The sequence below is a fragment of the Pseudomonas sp. SA195 genome, from assembly GCF_054131565.1.
This window is the reverse complement of record NZ_CP096392.1, coordinates 2,551,763-2,567,883: the sequence shown is the minus strand read 5'-3', so window position 1 is coordinate 2,567,883 and position 16,121 is coordinate 2,551,763. Positions and strand designations below refer to the sequence as shown.

Sequence of the window (16,121 nt, the reverse complement as noted above, 5' to 3'; positions counted from 1 at the left end):
ATCAGTCGATAGGCTCGGAGTCTGGCCGCTGTGGATGGGCTGCGCGGTCACGCGGATAACGGTGTTCAACAGGGAAGGGTGGTAGCCAGCCTTCGCGGCGGATCGTCCAGCATTCGTAGGTCGGTTTCAGTTGGTCGGGCGAGTCCAACGCGCCCAGATGAATCTCGATTTCATTGCCCATGCGCGAGAAAACTGAGCTGCCGCAACGTGGGCAGAAATGCCGACCGGCGTATTCGTTCGTCTCGCCTTCGATGGCGACCACCCCATCCGGGTAGATCGCCGCGGCATAGAACAATGCGCCGTGGTGCTTGCGGCAGTCCATGCAGTGGCAAATACCAACGCGCAGCGGCTCGACAGTCGCCAGGATGCGTACACGGCCGCAGAGGCAGCCGCCAGCGTAGTGAGGCATCGGTCCACCCCTCTGGTTTCTTGACACCAAGAAGTAAAGACCATGGCCGAGCCATCACAGGCGGAAATGCCGGCTAACCGTTTGGCTCAGCAGGTCTACCGCCTCGTCTGAGAGGGCCGCTGCGGCGCGGATAAACACTACCTCATGCTCGGCTATGGCTGGCATACCTTCGAGTACGCGCATATGGGGGGTGATGCGCGCGCGGTCGATCAGGCTGATGGCAAGACCCGCTTCCACGCAGGCGCGTACGGCCTGGCTCGACGGGCTGTCGAGGATGATCCGCCACTTGCGCCCGGCTTGCTTGAGCGAAGTCAGCATTGCCTCGCGGTACGGGCAATCGGCGGCGTAGACGGCCAACGGCAGTGGATCGGCAAGCGTCGAGCTGCCAACGGCGGCACCTACCCACACCGGCGTCGTGGCCGTCAGGATCTGTTCGCGTGCGGCCGGTTCACCCTTTGCTCGGGCGATCACCGCAGCCTGAAGTTTGCCGCGCTCGACGTCATCGCGCAGTGTGTGGCTCGGCGCCGTCTTCACATCGAGAATCACGTTGGGCCAGGCGCTGGTGAAGGCGGGCAAGATGTCTCGGATCACATGCGCGGCGTAGTCGTCCGGTATGCCGAGCTTGATCCGCCCAGCGAGCCGCGTTCCGTGTAGCTCGGCCAGGACACGGTCATGCGTGTGGAGGAGCTCCTGCGTTGCAGCCAGTAACCGCTTGCCCAGCGGCGTCAACGATACGGACTGGTTGTCACGCTCCAGCAGCCTGCCATTGGCCACGCCTTCGAGGCGCTGGATATGCACGCTGATTGCCGCCGGGCTTTTATGCAGCGCCTCAGCCGCCGCCTTGAACCGACCCATACGCGCCACCGCGTGGAAAGTGCGGACCAGCTCGATATCCAGTATCGCCATGATTCATACCCTCTGAATTACTGCTGAAGCATATTTTGATTTATTAGATTATGCGGCGTGCCTAGGCTGTGTCCATGAACACGCTGACTCGATCACTCTCATCCCGACGCCAGGTTGCCGGCTGGCTCAAGCGCATGCCCCTTCCCTTGCTGGAAGCGGGGCTGGTGCTGTGCTGGAGCTCCGGTTTCATTGGCGCCCGCTTCTCGGTCGACCATGCGTCGCCAATGCTTGTGGTGTTCTGGCGCTGCGTGCTGGTGAGCCTGGTCCTGCTGCCCTTCGTCGCGCGCGCGGTCCGAGCCGCGCCACGCAGAGTTCTGCTCGAGAATGCGGGTATCGGCCTGCTTGCCATGGCCGGTTATCTCTACGGCGTCACGCGCGGGATCGCGCTCGGTGTGCCGGCGGGGCTTGCCGCGCTGCTGGCGGACCTGTTGCCGATCGGGATGGCGCTGCTCAGCACGCTCGTCTTGCGGCAAAGGCTCGGCCGTGGCGTCTGGCTGGGGCTGGCGGTAGGGCTCGGTGGGGTATTGCTGGTCACCTGGGACGCGCTGGCCCTGGGCGGCGCACCTCTATGGGCGTATGGCTTACCACTGCTCGGCATGTTGTCGCTTGCCATCGCCACGTTAGGGAAGCGTCAACGCACGGCGGTCGCTGCCTCGCTCGGCCTGCTGCCGAACCTCTGGCTGCAATGCAGCATCACGGGCGTAGCATTCGGTTTCATCGCGTCCGCGGAGGGTAGTCTGCTGCCGCAAGCGAGCTTCGGATTCACCCTGAGCGTGCTCTGGACGGCCGGGCTGGCCACGCTCGGCGGCTACGGGTTGTACTGGCTGTGCCTGAGCCGGGCCACTCCGACCCGTGTCGCCAGCGTTCTCTACCTCAGCCCTGGCGTCACATTGATCTGGGCCTGGGCAATGTTCGGCGAGCCCTTGTCAGCCTGGATGCTGCTGGGGACCGCCGTGTCCGCGGTCGGCATCGGCTTGGTCGTGAGAGGCGAGTCGAGGTAACGGGACGAATCGGACGGCGCGCGGGCCCGGGTATCCCCTGTCAAGGCGCCGGGGATGTCGCCAGCCTGACTCCGAACGCGACGAGCACGCCCCCGGTAATGCGATCGAGCGCCTTCATCAGGCTCGGACGCCGCACGAAGCGGCCCAGCGGCACCGTAGCGGCGATCAGCAGGCCGAACCAGACCAGCGTCAATGCGACGTGGACGCACGTCAGAAAGAATGAATACCCCGCCACGCCGGCCCCCGGCGGAACGAACTGCGGCAGAAAGGTGATGTAGAAGACGCCGATCTTCGGGTTCAGCAGGTTCGTCAGCAGCCCCCGCCAGAACGCATCGAGGCTGCCAGCCGCTGCCTTGCCAGCCCCCGTCTCGAAACTCGTCCGAGGCCGCAACAGCAGCCCGATCCCAAGCCAGACGAGGTACGCCGCACCGGCCATTTTCACGACGCTATAGGCCACCTCGGACGCTTGCAGCAAAGCACCCAAGCCAAGCGACACTGCCGCTCCCCAGGTCAGGCAACCCAAGGTAATACCGGCCGAAGCCATCACCGCCTGCCGTCGCCCACCCACTGCCGCGGACCGCAACACGATCGCTGTATCCACACCTGGCGTAACGGTAAGAAGCGAGGCTGCTGCGACAAAGGCGAGCAGCAAAGTCAGGTCGATCATGGGGCGCTCCGAGCTGAGAGGGGGGCAGCAGCTGACTCTACGAAGCGGCCGACACGGCAGTCAAACCGGTGGGTGCATAAGTGATAGTCGTGGACGGGCGCCGCGTCCTTTTAGTGGTGCCTGTCCCATGCCGGCTACTGTGCTGCACCGCAGCACGACGAAAGGCGATTTCCCGCAAGCGCTTTGCGTAGCACGCCATGGTTTCGCTTACCTGCATGACGTACCGTATGGCACATCACATCGCATCGAAACACCGCCACCGGCGTGCCAGGCGAATGGTGCCTAAACACCTTATCAGGTCACTGAGCTGGGTAACGCATTGAAATTAAACGAGAATTAGGGTTGAGCCGGAATGTTATACACCAAGCCCGTTCGGCGTCTTATACACCAATTGGTGTCTAATTATAGTTAGGCTATACATGAAAACCATAGACACTTCGCTGGCCGGAAACTTAAGAACACTTTCTCAGCTTTCGTACGCCTTTGGATTAACCGGCGCAGCATTTGTAGTGAAGTATTTTTATGATGTTTATGGCGCAGGAATAAAGCTTCCAGCCGTTTTCCATTTTTTACCAATCGGTGCTTTCTGTCTCTTATTTTCGTTAGTTCTTTCGCCTGCAGTCTATAAAAGCATGGTTCCAAACTTGAACTCTTGGATTTCACGCGGAGTAAAAGCATCTCAAATAAATTATGGCACTTCGACCTCACATGCGGTACTGCGCACGGTTTCCATCATAAAATTCATTCGTTTAGTTGTTCTATGCTCCCACCCATGCTTTCTAATTTTGCTAGCTGCAGCAGTAGCTCAATATCTTGCCGCCTAACAAGCGGTTCAAGTCGTTCGCTTCGCTCACTGGGACGGGCTAAAGCCCGCCCCTTAACCAAACGTTAGGCTCCATGGAGAGCTGTGCATGGCCGGTGAACAAGCCCCTTGAAACACCGGACACCGTTTCCCCCTTACCATAAGGGATAGGCAAACGGTCGTGTTTATGACTACCAGTAAAGACAGACATATCGAAGTGCTCGGCCAAGAGCGGCGTCGCCGCTGGAGCGTCGAGGAAAAGCTCACCATGGTTCGCGAGAGCCTGGAGCCGGGGCAAAGCGTTTCCGTCGTGGCTCGGCGCAACGGCATCAACCCCAACCAGTTATTCCATTGGCGCAAGCTTTATCAAGACGGCAGCCTTTCGGCGGTCAGTGCCGGTGAGGCTGTGGTACCGGCTTCGGAACTGGCCGATGCGATGAAGCAGATCCGCGAGCTGCAACGCATGTTGGGCAAGAAGACCATGGAAGCGGAAGTTCTCAAGGAGGCTGTGGAGATTGCCCGTTCGCGAAAATGGATTGCGCACTCACCCTTGTTGCCGGGGGACGACCAGTGAAGCTGGTTAGTGAAAGTCTCGGTGTGTCGCGCTCGCAACTGACGGCTCGAATCAAGCAGGCCACTGAAAACAAAAGAGCCCGTCGTCGGCGTATCCCTGACGATGCGGCTCTGGTGGAGCGGATCAAATCTGCGATCTCCAACTTGCCCAGCTATGGCTACCGCCGGGTCTGGGCACTTCTGCGTAGGCAGACCGAACCGGTGGTCAATGTGAAGCGGGTTTATCGCGTCATGCGCGACCACAACCTGCTACTGGAGAGGCGGCGAAAGCAACCCGGAGTAGCGCGTCGTCATGAAGGTCGAGTAGCCGTGGACGAAAGCAACACCCGTTGGTGCTCGGACGGCTTTGAATTTCGCTGTGACGATGGTGACCGCCTGCGCGTGACGTTCGCCCTGGACTGTTGTGATCGTGAAGCCATCAGTTGGGTCGCCAGCCCGCTTGGTTACAGCGGCAATGATGTCCGTGACGTCATGCTCGAAGCCGTCGAGAAACGCTTCGGACAAACGCTGCCTATCGCTCCGATCCAGTGGCTGAGCGATAACGGCTCGGCATATACCGCTGACCAGACGCGCGCTTTTGCCCGGCAGATAGGCTTGTTGCCACTGACCACGCCGGTTTGCAGCCCGCAAAGCAATGGCATGGCGGAGAGCTTCGTGAAGACGATGAAGCGCGATTACATCGCCCATATGCCACGGCCGGATCGCCAGACAGCGCTACGCAACCTGGCGATTGCTTTCGAACACTACAACGAAGAGCATCCGCACAGCGCACTGAAATACCGCTCGCCTCGGGAGTTCAGGCGAATGAGCGCAGCATCAATTTAACGGGGCCGCGGTGTCCGGTTTGATAGGGGCAAGTCCAGCCGGAAGAGTAACCGCAGGGGAATTTGAGCAGCAATTCGCCCAGCACCTTGATTGGAAAATCAGACAAGGTGCGGAGCTGGACTCTGCTTTAATCAAAGAAAGCTATGAGGCAGCCGGCTCAGTATTAAGCCTTCCCGAAACCAAGGCAGATTTCCTTCACATAGCCGATATTTTTACAGCCTTGGCAGGCCGAAAGAATGAGCTCATCAAGCTTGGCTCCGAAAGAGCTCAAAAACTGATTTTTGACCTTATCTATATGCACTAGCCATGGTGGGTTATGCCTAACAATGCGCTCAAATCACTCACTTCGTTCGTTGGGACCGGCTAAAGCCGGCCCCTTAGCTTAATCGTTTGAATCGCCGCGGCTTTTGTGGAGGCCGTTTCGTTTAAGTTAGGCCGCCATGGCCTGACCTGTTTGTTGCCTGTGGAAGTTTGCCTCAGCCTCCGCAGGCGGGATATACCCGATTGAGCTCAACAGCCGCTGGTGGTTGTACCAGTGCACCCATTTCAGGGTCGCCATCTCAACAGCTTCGCGGCTCTTCCATGACTGACGGTAAATCAGCTCAGCCTTGTACAGCCCGTTGATAGTCTCGGCCAAGGCGTTGTCGTAGCTGTCGCCCTTGCTCCCAACTGAGGGCTCTATACCGGCCTCTGCCAGTCGCTCGGTGTAGCGGATTGAGACGTACTGACTGCCACGGTCGCTATGGTGAATCAGGCCACCTATACGATGTGGCTGTCGGGCGTACAGTGCTTGCTCCAGGGCATCCAACGACGAAGTCGGTCTTCATGCTGGTACTGACTCGCCAGCCGACGATGCGCCGTGCAAAGACGTCAATCACGAACGCCACGTACAGCCAGCCTTGCCAGGTCGAGACATAGGTGAAATCCGACACCCACAGCTGGTTCGGGCGGTCGGCATGGAACTGGCGCTGGACACGATCCAGCGGACACAGCGACTTGTCGTCGGCCACCGTCGTCCGCACAACCTGGCCACGCCTAATTCCCTGCAACCCAGCTCGCCGCATTAGCCGCTCCACCGTACATCTGGCGACCTCGCGGCCCTCTCGCAGTAACTGCTTCCAAACCTTCACCGCGCCATAGCACTGCATGTTGGTGTCCCACACGCGCTGGATCTCCAAGCTCAATGCCTCATCGCGCTGAGCACGACAACAGCGCAGTGCCGGGTTGCGCTGCTGAGCCACGTGCCTGCGGTAACCGGACAGGGCGATCTGCAACACGCGGCAGATCGACTCGACCCCGAGACGGTCACGATGCTGATCGACAAATGCCCTCAGGACTTGGTGCGGCGCAGGAAGGCCTGCCCGTCAGGCTCCGCCTGGGCAAAATACGCGCTGGCCAGGCGCAATATCTCGTTTGCCTTACGCAGTTCGCGGTTTTCGCGCTCCAGGGCTTTGATGCGCTCGCGCTCTTCACTGGTCTGACCGGGGCGCTGCCCCGCATCGGTCTGCTGGCGACGAATCCAGCCATGCAGGGTTTGCGCGGCACAGCCAATCTTCGGAGCGATGACTTCAATGGCTGCCCACTCGGACGGATAGTCGTTCAGGTGTTCCAGAACCATGCGCACAGCACGTTCACGGACTTCAGGGGAGTAGGTAGTAGTCTTTCTCATGGCCTCATCTTCTCAAGAGTTGAGGCCTCCACGAAACCCGGGGTGATTAACCACAGGTTGATGCGCTGCATTCAAGACTTCATCCGGTCTTCTCGCGACTTATGCAGCTGTCGGGCGTGCTGCTTTTGAGAATTCGGTGTTCCAGCGCTCGCTAATCCGCCAGACACCCGACAAACCCCGCAATTGCATCGACGACCAGCTCCGGTCGCTCCCGGTGGGGGACGTGCTGGCAGCCCTCCAGCAATAACGTCTCAACACGACTGGTTGCGAGTGCGGCGATGCGGTGGACGTGGGTGACGGTGCCGTATTCGTCATCTGTGCCGTGGATCGCGAGGAGCGGGCAGGTAAGGGTGGGGGCGCTGGTTTGGATGGTCCAGTCGGCGTAGCTGTCGTCGAGCCAGGTGTCGATCCAGGCGGAGAGAATCCATTGGGCCTTGTCGCCGTGGTATTTGCGCAAGCGTTCAAGTTGTCCGGGTTCGGCGAAGGTGGCTTGGGTCTGGCGGATGCCTTGGCGGGTGCGGTCTTCGACGAAGGCGAGTGCCGCGATGGTGATCAGTGCGTGGCAGTGATGTGGGTGATGTGCCGCAAGGCTTGCCACCATGATGCCGCCGACGCTGTGGCCGAGCGCGATGAAGTGTTCGACGTCGAGCATGTCCCGCACTGGTGGGAAGTACCGTTGGGCTTCGTCGCGGATGAAGTGGTTCGACCAACCGCCGGGGTGTGCATCAGAGCGGCCGAAGCCGAGGCGGTCGTATGCGATGACGTCGCGCTCGCATGCGACCGCGAGTCGCTCGGGGAAGTCGCGCCACAACTCCACGCAGCCAAGCGAATCATGCATAAGCACGATGGGTGTGCGATGGGTGTGCCGAGTGCGCCAGCGGCGTGAGAACACCTCGCCATCTTCGGTCGGCAGGTAACGGTCTTCGGTTGAAACGGTCATGGCAACGATTACCGGTGAGGCGCACGGCGTTGTCTGCCCCGCGCTCGGTAGCGGCGAGGCAGGGCGGGATGGTCAGCTGGCGGCTGCTGCGGCTTGAGGTGCTGCTTTTTCGCGGTCACGCAGAAGGAAGCGCTGGATCTTGCCACTTGGCGTCTTCGGGAGTTCGCTGACGAATTCGATCTCGCGCGGATAGGCGTGGGCGGACAGGCGCTGGCGTACGTGCTGCTGCAGCGCCTCGGCCAGGGCCGTGTCGCCGACGTGGCTCGGATGGAGCACGACGAAGGCTTTCACCAGTTCGGTTCGCTCGGGGTCGGGTTTGCCGATCACCGCGGCCTCGATGACGGCGGGGTGCTCGACCAACGCGCTTTCGACGTCGAACGGGCCGACGCGATAGCCAGAAGTGGTGATCACATCATCGGCGCGGCCAACGAAGCTGATGCTGCCGTCGTCGTTCATTTCAACCGTGTCGCCGCTGAGGTAGTAGTCCCCGACGAAGGCCTTGGTGCGCGTACCCAGGTAGCCGGCGAACCACAGCAAGGGTGAGCGGGTGCGGTCGAGTGCGAGCATGCCGGGCGTGCCGGGGCCGAGTTCACGTTGCTGCTCGTCGAGCACTACGACGCGGTGGCCTGGCATGGCATAACCGGCGGTGCCGATGCTGACCGGGTGGCTGAGCGCGTGGTGATTGCACAGCACCATGCCCAGCTCGGTCTGGCCGTAGTGATCGTGGATCGTGCAGCCCAGGCCGCTCTTGAACCAGCGAATGACTTCCGGTGTAAGGGGTTCGCCTGCGCTGCTGACCGCGCGCAGGCGGCCCTTTATGCACCCTTCCACCTCTTGACGAGCGGCTAACAGCAGGCGGAACGCGGTGGGCGACCCGGCCATGTTGGTCACACCGTAGTCGTTGACGACGCGGCAAGTGCTTTCGACCGAGAAGCCGCCTTCGTAGAAGAGCGTACTGTGCCCCATCGCCAGCGGCCCGGTGACGGCGTAATACAGGCCGTAGGCCCAGCCCGGATCGGCGATGTTCCAGAAGGTGTCGTCCGGGCGGAGGTCCACGGCGTCGCGCATGTAGGTGACAAAGGCGACGATGGCCTTGAGCGGCACGTGCAATTGCTTGGCCGGGCCGGTGGTGCCGGAGGTGAACATGGCCAGGAAGGGCGCGTCGCCGTGCTGCAGTACGGGTTCGAAATCGGTCGAGTACCGGTTGACCTGGGTCCAGAAATTTTCGCTACCGTCGCCTACGACAAGGCGCTGCGGAGCCACTTCGATGGCATCGAGCTTTTCACTGTTGGGCGTATCGGTTACGACCAGCTTCGAACCGGATTCCTTGACCCGATGTTCGACCGCCTTGGGGCCGAACGCAGTGAACAGGGGCTGGTAGATTGCGCCCAGCCGCCAGGTGCCGAGGATGGTAATGAGCAGTTCCGGTGTGCGGGGAAGCAGCCCGGCAACGGTATCGCCCGGCTTGATGCCCTGACTTTGCAGTAGGTTGGCGAAGCGCGCTGCGGCGTCCTTGAGCTGGGCGAAGGTCCAGGTGGCGCGCTGGCCGTTGCGGCCTTCCCAGATCAGCGCGACCTTGTCGGTATCGGCGTGCCGGTCGCAGCACTCGACGCAGGCGTTCATCGCTTGCATGTTGCCGCTGAGGAGGGAGGAGACGGTCTGGTCGTAGTCGAACTCGCTGGCAGCAGTGGCATGGTCGCGCATGGCTGGCTCCGGGTTTCTTGTTATGGGTGCCCGGATATTCGCGCCGCAGGGTGGCGGCAACAATGGCAAAAGCCGGCAACCTCGATGAGCGGTTTGGACAAGGAGCCGAGGCGTTGCCCGGGCGCGTCAGAATCCGACGGCCCGACTGCACTTGTAAGCGCCGCGCGCCTCGAAAGCAGGAGCCCATCGCAACCAGACCGGAGGTGTTCCATGAGTATCGACCCGCTCGACAGGCCGCACGACCAGCAACCGGTGCCCGGCCAAGGCCAGAACCCCAGCCATGAGCCCGAACCTGACTTCATCACCGACAACCCTGACGTGCAGCCGGGCACTGCCCGTGAGCGCAAGCCCGGCGATAAGGCGGATAAGCCCGCGTAAGTCCATCGGCAAGCGAATGGTATACGGACGCGACTGCCAGATTGTCCGCGGCTGCATAGTCCCATCGGAGCGCGGCGGGGTCATGTAGTGCCTTTGTGTTCGTGGCATGACTACTGCGGTCCGCTGACGCTCAGCGAATGGCAGGAATGGGCAAGCCTGCGGCACCTCTGGGCAGTGGTCGAGGCGCACATGCTGGCTACGCTAAGCAGGCTGAAACCGAAACTGACGGGGCTGCCCGGTTCTCGTACCGCTTGCCGGCGGGCGGAAGGCCATGAGCGGCCCCGGACACTCATCCTCCTGATGATCGATGAGAGGCTGTATATGGAGATCCCTTCCAACTTCCAGGAAGTCGAAGTTTACCGGGCCGAGCTGGTCCGCCTCTTGATGCGGCGTATACCAGAGCCGGGCGCTTTCGAAACGGCTATCGCGCCGCTGCATGTGATCCGCTGCGATAGGCCGTCCGAGCCCATCCACACCGTGCATCGACCGGCGCTCTGCCTGATCGTCCAAGGGCGTAAAGAAGTGACGTTGTGGGATGAGCGTTACCTTTACGATCCGCTCAATTACCTCGTCGTGTCGGTGACACTGCCGGTGTCTGGCCGCGTATTGGAGGCGAGCCCGGACGCGCCCTACCTGTGTCTGCGACTGGACCTGGACCCAGCCGAGATAGCCCAGCTGATTGTCGATGCGCCGCCTGCGGGTGTACCGGACGAGCCGGGTCGGGGGCTTTTTCTCAACAGCGTCGATGCGCCACTGCTCGATACGATGCTGCGCCTGGTACGGCTGCTGGAAACGCCGCGCGATATCGGCATGCTCGCACCGCTCGCGTTGCGTGAGCTGTATTACCGGTTGTTACGGGGGCGCAGCGGGCGACGCCTTTACGAGATCGCGCTGGGCGATTCGCAGACACACCGGGTGACGCGCGCAATCGAATGGCTGAACAAGCATTACGCCGAACCGTTGCGCATCGACGACCTCGCGCGAGTTGCCAATCTCGGCAACTCCACGTTGCATCACCGCTTCAAGGCGGTCACGGCGATGAGCCCGTTGCAGTACCAGAAGCAGTTGCGCCTGCAGGAGGCGCGTCGGCTGATGCTCAGTGAAGGGCTCGATGTGTCCAGTGCGTGTTACCGCGTCGGCTACGAAAGCCCTTCGCAGTTCAGCCGTGAATACAGCCGCCAGTTCGGTTGCCCGCCTTCGAAAGACGTGAGCCGCCTGCGCGATATCGCGTGATCGCTAATCGTGGTCTATGACGCGCGGATTCGCGACGTGATCACGACCCTAGCGGGCATCCCAATCTCTACGTCAACGCCTGGTAGTGGGCCCCACGCTGAAGAATCTGTTCGACAAGCACTACCTCGACCATGCCAGTAACGAGGATTTCGAATCGATACCGGGATACCGAGGCGTATGTGGTAGTGACGAACCTGGCCGCGAGTTGCGTTTGGGCGTCGCACTTCGCATATGAAATCGGCTCGCCGTTAGGTCAGTACTGAGGTTGATGAGGCCGAGGCCCAAGTCAGCCGCCCAACCTGGCGCTGATCGCTCTTGATGTGTCCAGCAAACGCTTCGCCGCTTCGCCGTCGGGCTCGGCGGTGAAGCCCGGCTCGGTGCCAACGACGGTGATCACGCCTGCGAGGCGCTGGCTGTGGCTGAACAGCGGCGCTGAGAGGGCGTTCACGCCGGCCATCAGCAGGCCGTGAACGGGCTGGATATGTGTGCGCTGCAGTTCGCGCATGGTTTCCAACAGCGCCTCAGCGGAGGGTGCACCCGGGCGCTTCAGTTCGTTGTCGCGCAGTTCGGCGGTTTCCGCGTTCGGTAGGAACGCGTTGAACACCAGCCCAGTAGACGAGCCGAGCAAGGGCAGCACCGAGCCGACCTGAGTCACCAAGGTCACGGCGCGCACCGCTTGCTCGACATGCACAACGGCAGGGCCGCGGTTGCCCCATACGGCGACGAAGCAGGTCTCGTTGAGCCCATCACGCAACTGCGCCAGGTGCGGCGTCGCCAACCTGACCACATCCAACCGGCCCAGCGCGGCCAGCCCCACGAAGAGCGCGGCGCGGCCCAGCCCGTAGTGATTGGTCAGTGGGTCCTGCTCGGCGAAGCCGCTCGCCATCAACGCCTGCAGGTAACGATGAACCTTGCTGGCCGGCATGTCGACGTGCTCGGCCAGGCGCGAGAGCGACGTCGCCGGCGCCAGTTCGGCGAGCGCGGTGAGGATGTCCGTGCCGACCTCGGCGGCCTGAACCTTCTGACGGCGAGGCGCCGCGTCCGTATTGCTGTTTGCCATTGAGTGCACTGCCTGTCTGACGGCCCGCGTTTGGAGGCGCTGTTTATAGCTTGACGCTTTGGGTGAGTTCAAATTACTTTTTGCGTAAACGAGTTACGCAAAAAAGAGAGGCGGTCATGCAGACACAAGAACAATCAAGAGAGTCCGCTCGATATCAATCAGGGTTCGGCAACGAATTCAGTAGCGAGGCGTTGCCCGGCGCCTTGCCGGTCGGGCAGAACTCGCCGCAGCAGGTGCCCTATGGGCTCTATGCGGAGCTGCTGTCGGGCACGGCGTTCACCGTGCCGCGCAGCGAGGCGCGCAGAACCTGGATGTACCGCATCCGCCCCTCGGCCAATCATCGGCAATACCAGCGGCTGGATCGGCAGCTCGGCAGCGAGCTGGGGCCGGTCACGCCTAATCGCCTGCGCTGGAATCCTGAGCCGCTTCCCGAGCGCGCCACCGATTTCCTCGACGGGCTGGCCTGCATCGCAGCCAATGCCGAGCCTGGCCAACCGGCCGGCGCGAGTGTGTATCGCTATGCGGCGAATGCGTCTATGGAGCGGGTGTTTTTCAACGCTGACGGCGAGCTGTTGATCGTGCCGCAGCAGGGCGCGTTGCGTCTGGTCACCGAGCTTGGCGTGCTCGAGGTATCGCCGCTCGAAATCGCCGTCATACCGCGGGGCATGCGCTTTCGCGTGGAGCTGGCCGGCACGACTGCGCGCGGCTACGTCTGTGAAAACCATGGTTGCGCGCTGCGCCTGCCGGATCTCGGCCCGATCGGCAGCAATGGCTTGGCGAATCCGCGCGACTTTCTGGCCCCGGTCGCTCATTACGAAGACCGCGACGAGCCTGTGGTGTTGGTGCAGAAATTCCTCGGTGAGCTCTGGGCGACCGAACTGGATCACTCCCCCCTGAACGTCGTCGCCTGGCACGGCAACAACGTACCCTACAAGTATGATCTGCGACGCTTCAATACCATCGGTACGGTCAGCTATGACCATCCCGACCCGTCGATCTTCACCGTATTGACGTCGCCTAGCGCCATCCATGGTATGGCCAACATCGACTTCGTTATCTTCCCGCCGCGCTGGATGGTCGCCGAAAACACCTTCCGGCCGCCGTGGTTCCACCGCAATCTGATGAATGAGTTCATGGGCCTGATCGATGGGGCTTACGATGCCAAGGCCGACGGCTTCTCGCCTGGAGGTGCCTCGCTGCACAACTGCATGAGCGCGCACGGGCCGGATCACGTCTCGACTGAACAGGCGATCCGCGCCGAACTCAAACCGCACAAGATCGAGAACACCATGGCGTTCATGTTCGAGACCGGCCAGGTGCTCCGCCCCACACGCCAAGCCTTGGAAAGCCCGCAGCTGCAGCAGGATTACGACAGCTGCTGGGCGGGCCTCGCCAAAACCTTCGACAAGAATGGGAAATGACATGACCGCACATCCTCAAAACGCGCCCCGTAGCTGGGTCGAGTCGGCCAACGGCCACGCTGACTTCCCACTCACCAACCTGCCGCTGGGTGTGTTCAGCCATGACGCAGGCGAGCCGCTTGGCGGTGTCGCCATTGGCGATCAGATTCTTGACCTGCGTGCTGCCTGTGACGCGGGCCTGTTCTTTGGCCCTGCACTGGAAGCGGCCAAGGCTGCCAGTGGCAGCAGCCTTAACGCTTTCTTTGCGCTGGGTGCTTCGGCGCGTCAGGCGCTACGCGGCGCCTTGCTGGACCTGCTCGGCGAAGGCAGTGCGCGCGAAGGCGATGTTAAGCCGCTGCTGCGACCGATGGCGGGCTGCCAGATGCATATGCCGGCGAAAGTAGGCGACTACACCGACTTCTATGTCGGCATCCATCACGCCACGAATGTTGGCAAGCTGTTCCGGCCGGACAACCCGTTGCTGCCGAATTACAAATACGTCCCCATTGGTTATCACGGGCGTGCGTCAACGGTCGGTCTGTCCGGTGCCTCGGTGCGGCGCCCCAACGGCCAGACGATGCCGCCCGGTGCGACCGAGCCGAGCGTTGGCCCGAGCAAGCGACTGGACCTGGAACTGGAGCTCGGAATCTGGATTGGGCCGGGCAACGTGCAGGGCGAGCCGATCCCGATCGGGCAGGCGGCCCAGCACGTCGCCGGCTTTTGCCTTCTTAATGACTGGTCCGCGCGTGACCTGCAGGCCTGGGAATACCAACCGCTGGGGCCGTTTTTGTCGAAGAGTTTCGCTACCAGCGTCTCGCCCTGGGTGGTTACACCCGAAGCGTTGGAGCCGTTCCGCTGCGCGCAACCGGCACGCCCGGATGGCGATCCCGAGCCGCTGGCCTATCTCAGTGATGCGCAGGACCAGGCGCAGGGTGGCTTGGATATCGAGCTGGAAGTCCTGCTGCAGACCGAGTCCATGCGCACCAAGGGTCTCCCGCCGCAACGCATCGCTTTGAGCACGACGCGCAATATGTACTGGACGGTCGCGCAGATGGTTACGCACCACAGCGTCAATGGATGCGCCCTGCAGCCGGGCGATCTGTTCGGCTCGGGCACCTTGTCCGGCGATAGCGCCGATAGCCTCGGAAGCCTGTTGGAAATAACCCAGGGCGGCAAGCAACCGCTCGAGTTGGCCAGTGGCGAGACCCGTACGTTTCTTGAGGATGGCGACGAGATCATCCTCAAGGCGCGCTGCCGTCGCGATGGCCAGGCCTCGATCGGGTTTGGCGAATGTCGCGGGCGGGTGATCGCCGCACCTGCCATGGCGTAAAAAGAATAAATTTGCCCTGATCGCGAGGTGCAGGGGCAAAGCCGTTCGTATAAATGCGTGCCGGTGCCGCTGCGGGGGGCGGGGTAGGGGCGAATGAATTCGCCCCTACGGTTGATGTAGGGGCGAACTTGTTCGCCCAGCGGGGCTACGATGAAGTAGCAGTGTCACGGTTATTCGAGTCCGGCTGTTTCCAGGCCGCTTGGGGCGACCGGGCCGGCTGCCGCGTTGCGCATCTGTTCGGCTAGGGCAAGCGTGAAGTGTCGGACGGCGGACCAGCGCAGGTGCACGGCATCGACGAACGCGTTGTCCGGCGTGCTCCAATCCTTGTCAGCATTCCAGTAAGTGCCGTGGCTGCCCAGGCTGGCCTGGATGCGCTGGTCGAAGTCGGCCATGAATGTGCCGTCCGGATCGTATTGTTCTTTCCACTCGGGATGCAGGGGCGTCGAAACGACCATCAGCTGCTGGCCGGTTTGCTCTAGCCGTTCACGTAGCTGGCGCAGGGCGGCAAAGCAGTTGCGGTCCAGCGCTTCGGGCCGGCCATAGAGCAGGTCGCGGGTATTGTTGGTCACCAGCGGGCCGTCGCCGTGGCGGTTGAATACCAGCGGATCCCACTCGATCTGCCCGGCGCGCTGTGCCTTGACGGTCAGCGCGTTGCGCGCGAGCGACTTGGGCGCGAAGTAGCGCATGTAATAGCCCCAGGGTGAGGCGCCACCATAGACGTAAGGGTCGACGTGTTCGCGGTTGAACACGGCGGTCGGTACGCGCCAGCAGCCTGCGAAATCCTGCGGATCGGCAATCATCACCACGCTGCGAATGCTGGGCTCGCGGTCGAGCAACCATTGCCCGACATAGGTGGACTGGTTGGCAAACAGTCCGCAGAAGGCGCCATTCATGGGACGCAGCTCGGGCATGGCTCGGGTCAAGGCATCGCCGTCGACGTGGCGCCAAGCCACAGACGAGCCGATCACCAAAAGATTGGGCGAACGGATCGGGTTCGCACGCAAGAAGTTGAGTTTCTCGTCCACGCACAGGTTGTTCGAAAACGCGGGGGGCGGCAGGTTGCCGGTGCGCTCGAGCAAGAACAGCGTCAGGCAGAACAGCCCCAGCGTGCCGAACACTCCGGCGAAGACCGACAGCAGATACCGCGCCCGAATACCGCCCGGCGCGCTGGCAGCGCGGGTGGCTTCGTCGTCGGGGTGGGGGAGGTCTGCTGCCTGGATCATG

Annotated in this window: 15 protein-coding genes, 1 pseudogene and 1 other annotated feature; of the genes and pseudogenes, 8 read left to right on the top strand and 8 right to left on the bottom strand. The window is 62.0% G+C overall.

Annotated elements, in window-relative coordinates:
• Window position 1: 1 nt before the first annotated feature.
• Window positions 2-409: a GFA family protein gene (locus M1D78_RS11770; RefSeq protein ID WP_437422831.1), complete on the bottom strand. Its 408-nt coding sequence runs from the start codon at window positions 407-409 to the stop codon at window positions 2-4.
• A gap of 54 nt (window positions 410-463) precedes the next feature.
• On the bottom strand, window positions 464-1,318 hold the full coding sequence (locus M1D78_RS11765; RefSeq protein ID WP_437422842.1) for a LysR family transcriptional regulator: 855 nt from the start codon (window positions 1,316-1,318) through the stop codon (window positions 464-466).
• 71 nt (window positions 1,319-1,389) lie between these two features.
• On the opposite strand from M1D78_RS11765, the gene M1D78_RS11760 reads away from it, so the two are divergent.
• On the top strand, window positions 1,390-2,316 hold the full coding sequence (locus M1D78_RS11760) for a DMT family transporter (RefSeq protein WP_437422832.1): 927 nt from the start codon (window positions 1,390-1,392) through the stop codon (window positions 2,314-2,316).
• A gap of 40 nt (window positions 2,317-2,356) precedes the next feature.
• Here M1D78_RS11760 and M1D78_RS11755 read toward each other — a convergent pair whose 3' ends face one another.
• On the bottom strand, window positions 2,357-2,983 hold the full coding sequence (locus M1D78_RS11755) for a LysE family translocator (protein ID WP_437422833.1): 627 nt from the start codon (window positions 2,981-2,983) through the stop codon (window positions 2,357-2,359).
• Window positions 2,984-3,402: 419 nt separating this feature from the next.
• Between M1D78_RS11755 and M1D78_RS11750 the strand changes: the two genes are divergently transcribed.
• The 3 genes from M1D78_RS11750 to M1D78_RS11740 all read left to right on the top strand — a co-directional run bounded on the left by M1D78_RS11750 (window position 3,403) and on the right by M1D78_RS11740 (window position 5,487).
• The gene (locus M1D78_RS11750) at window positions 3,403-3,807 is read left to right on the top strand and encodes a hypothetical protein (protein WP_437422834.1); all 405 of its coding nucleotides are present in this window, start codon (window positions 3,403-3,405) and stop codon (window positions 3,805-3,807) included.
• A 165-nt stretch (window positions 3,808-3,972) separates the two neighbouring features.
• Window positions 3,973-5,183 (top strand): IS3 family transposase gene (locus M1D78_RS11745; protein WP_437423014.1). Its coding sequence is split into 2 segments (ribosomal slippage): window positions 3,973-4,318 and window positions 4,318-5,183, totalling 1,212 coding nucleotides; the frame shifts between segments, so codons are not numbered across the junction.
• Window positions 5,184-5,193: 10 nt separating this feature from the next.
• A complete protein-coding gene (locus M1D78_RS11740) occupies window positions 5,194-5,487 on the top strand; it encodes a hypothetical protein (protein WP_437419092.1) in 294 nt (97 codons plus the stop codon).
• Window positions 5,488-5,613: 126 nt separating this feature from the next.
• Here the strand turns inward: M1D78_RS11740 and M1D78_RS11735 are convergent.
• From M1D78_RS11735 to M1D78_RS11725, 3 genes and pseudogenes are all read right to left on the bottom strand, one after another.
• Window positions 5,614-6,852 (bottom strand): annotated as a pseudogene (locus tag M1D78_RS11735) (IS3 family transposase).
• Window positions 6,443-6,574: a sequence feature (AL1L pseudoknot), on the bottom strand. (Overlaps the previous pseudogene by 132 nt.)
• 151 nt (window positions 6,853-7,003) lie before the next feature.
• The gene (locus tag M1D78_RS11730) at window positions 7,004-7,792 is read right to left on the bottom strand and encodes an alpha/beta fold hydrolase (RefSeq protein WP_437419093.1); all 789 of its coding nucleotides are present in this window, start codon (window positions 7,790-7,792) and stop codon (window positions 7,004-7,006) included.
• 72 nt (window positions 7,793-7,864) lie between these two features.
• On the bottom strand, window positions 7,865-9,496 hold the full coding sequence (locus M1D78_RS11725) for an acyl-CoA synthetase (protein WP_437419094.1): 1,632 nt from the start codon (window positions 9,494-9,496) through the stop codon (window positions 7,865-7,867).
• Between the two features lie 210 nt (window positions 9,497-9,706).
• On the opposite strand from M1D78_RS11725, the gene M1D78_RS11720 reads away from it, so the two are divergent.
• Both M1D78_RS11720 and M1D78_RS11715 read left to right on the top strand, forming a co-directional pair.
• Window positions 9,707-9,874 (top strand): hypothetical protein, encoded by a 168-nt coding sequence (locus M1D78_RS11720; protein WP_437419095.1) that lies wholly within the window; start codon window positions 9,707-9,709, stop codon window positions 9,872-9,874.
• Between the two features lie 321 nt (window positions 9,875-10,195).
• Window positions 10,196-11,107: an AraC family transcriptional regulator gene (locus M1D78_RS11715; protein WP_437419096.1), complete on the top strand. Its 912-nt coding sequence runs from the start codon at window positions 10,196-10,198 to the stop codon at window positions 11,105-11,107.
• Window positions 11,108-11,393: 286 nt separating this feature from the next.
• Here M1D78_RS11715 and M1D78_RS11710 read toward each other — a convergent pair whose 3' ends face one another.
• A complete protein-coding gene (locus M1D78_RS11710) occupies window positions 11,394-12,167 on the bottom strand; it encodes an IclR family transcriptional regulator (protein WP_437419097.1) in 774 nt (257 codons plus the stop codon).
• A gap of 116 nt (window positions 12,168-12,283) precedes the next feature.
• On the opposite strand from M1D78_RS11710, the gene hmgA reads away from it, so the two are divergent.
• A complete protein-coding gene (gene hmgA / locus M1D78_RS11705; protein WP_437419098.1) occupies window positions 12,284-13,588 on the top strand; it encodes a homogentisate 1,2-dioxygenase in 1,305 nt (434 codons plus the stop codon).
• 1 nt (window position 13,589) lies between these two features.
• On the top strand, window positions 13,590-14,897 hold the full coding sequence (gene fahA / locus M1D78_RS11700; protein ID WP_437419099.1) for a fumarylacetoacetase: 1,308 nt from the start codon (window positions 13,590-13,592) through the stop codon (window positions 14,895-14,897).
• Window positions 14,898-15,067: 170 nt separating this feature from the next.
• Here fahA and M1D78_RS11695 read toward each other — a convergent pair whose 3' ends face one another.
• Window positions 15,068-16,120: a hypothetical protein gene (locus M1D78_RS11695; protein WP_437419100.1), complete on the bottom strand. Its 1,053-nt coding sequence runs from the start codon at window positions 16,118-16,120 to the stop codon at window positions 15,068-15,070.
• Window position 16,121: the final 1 nt, after the last annotated feature.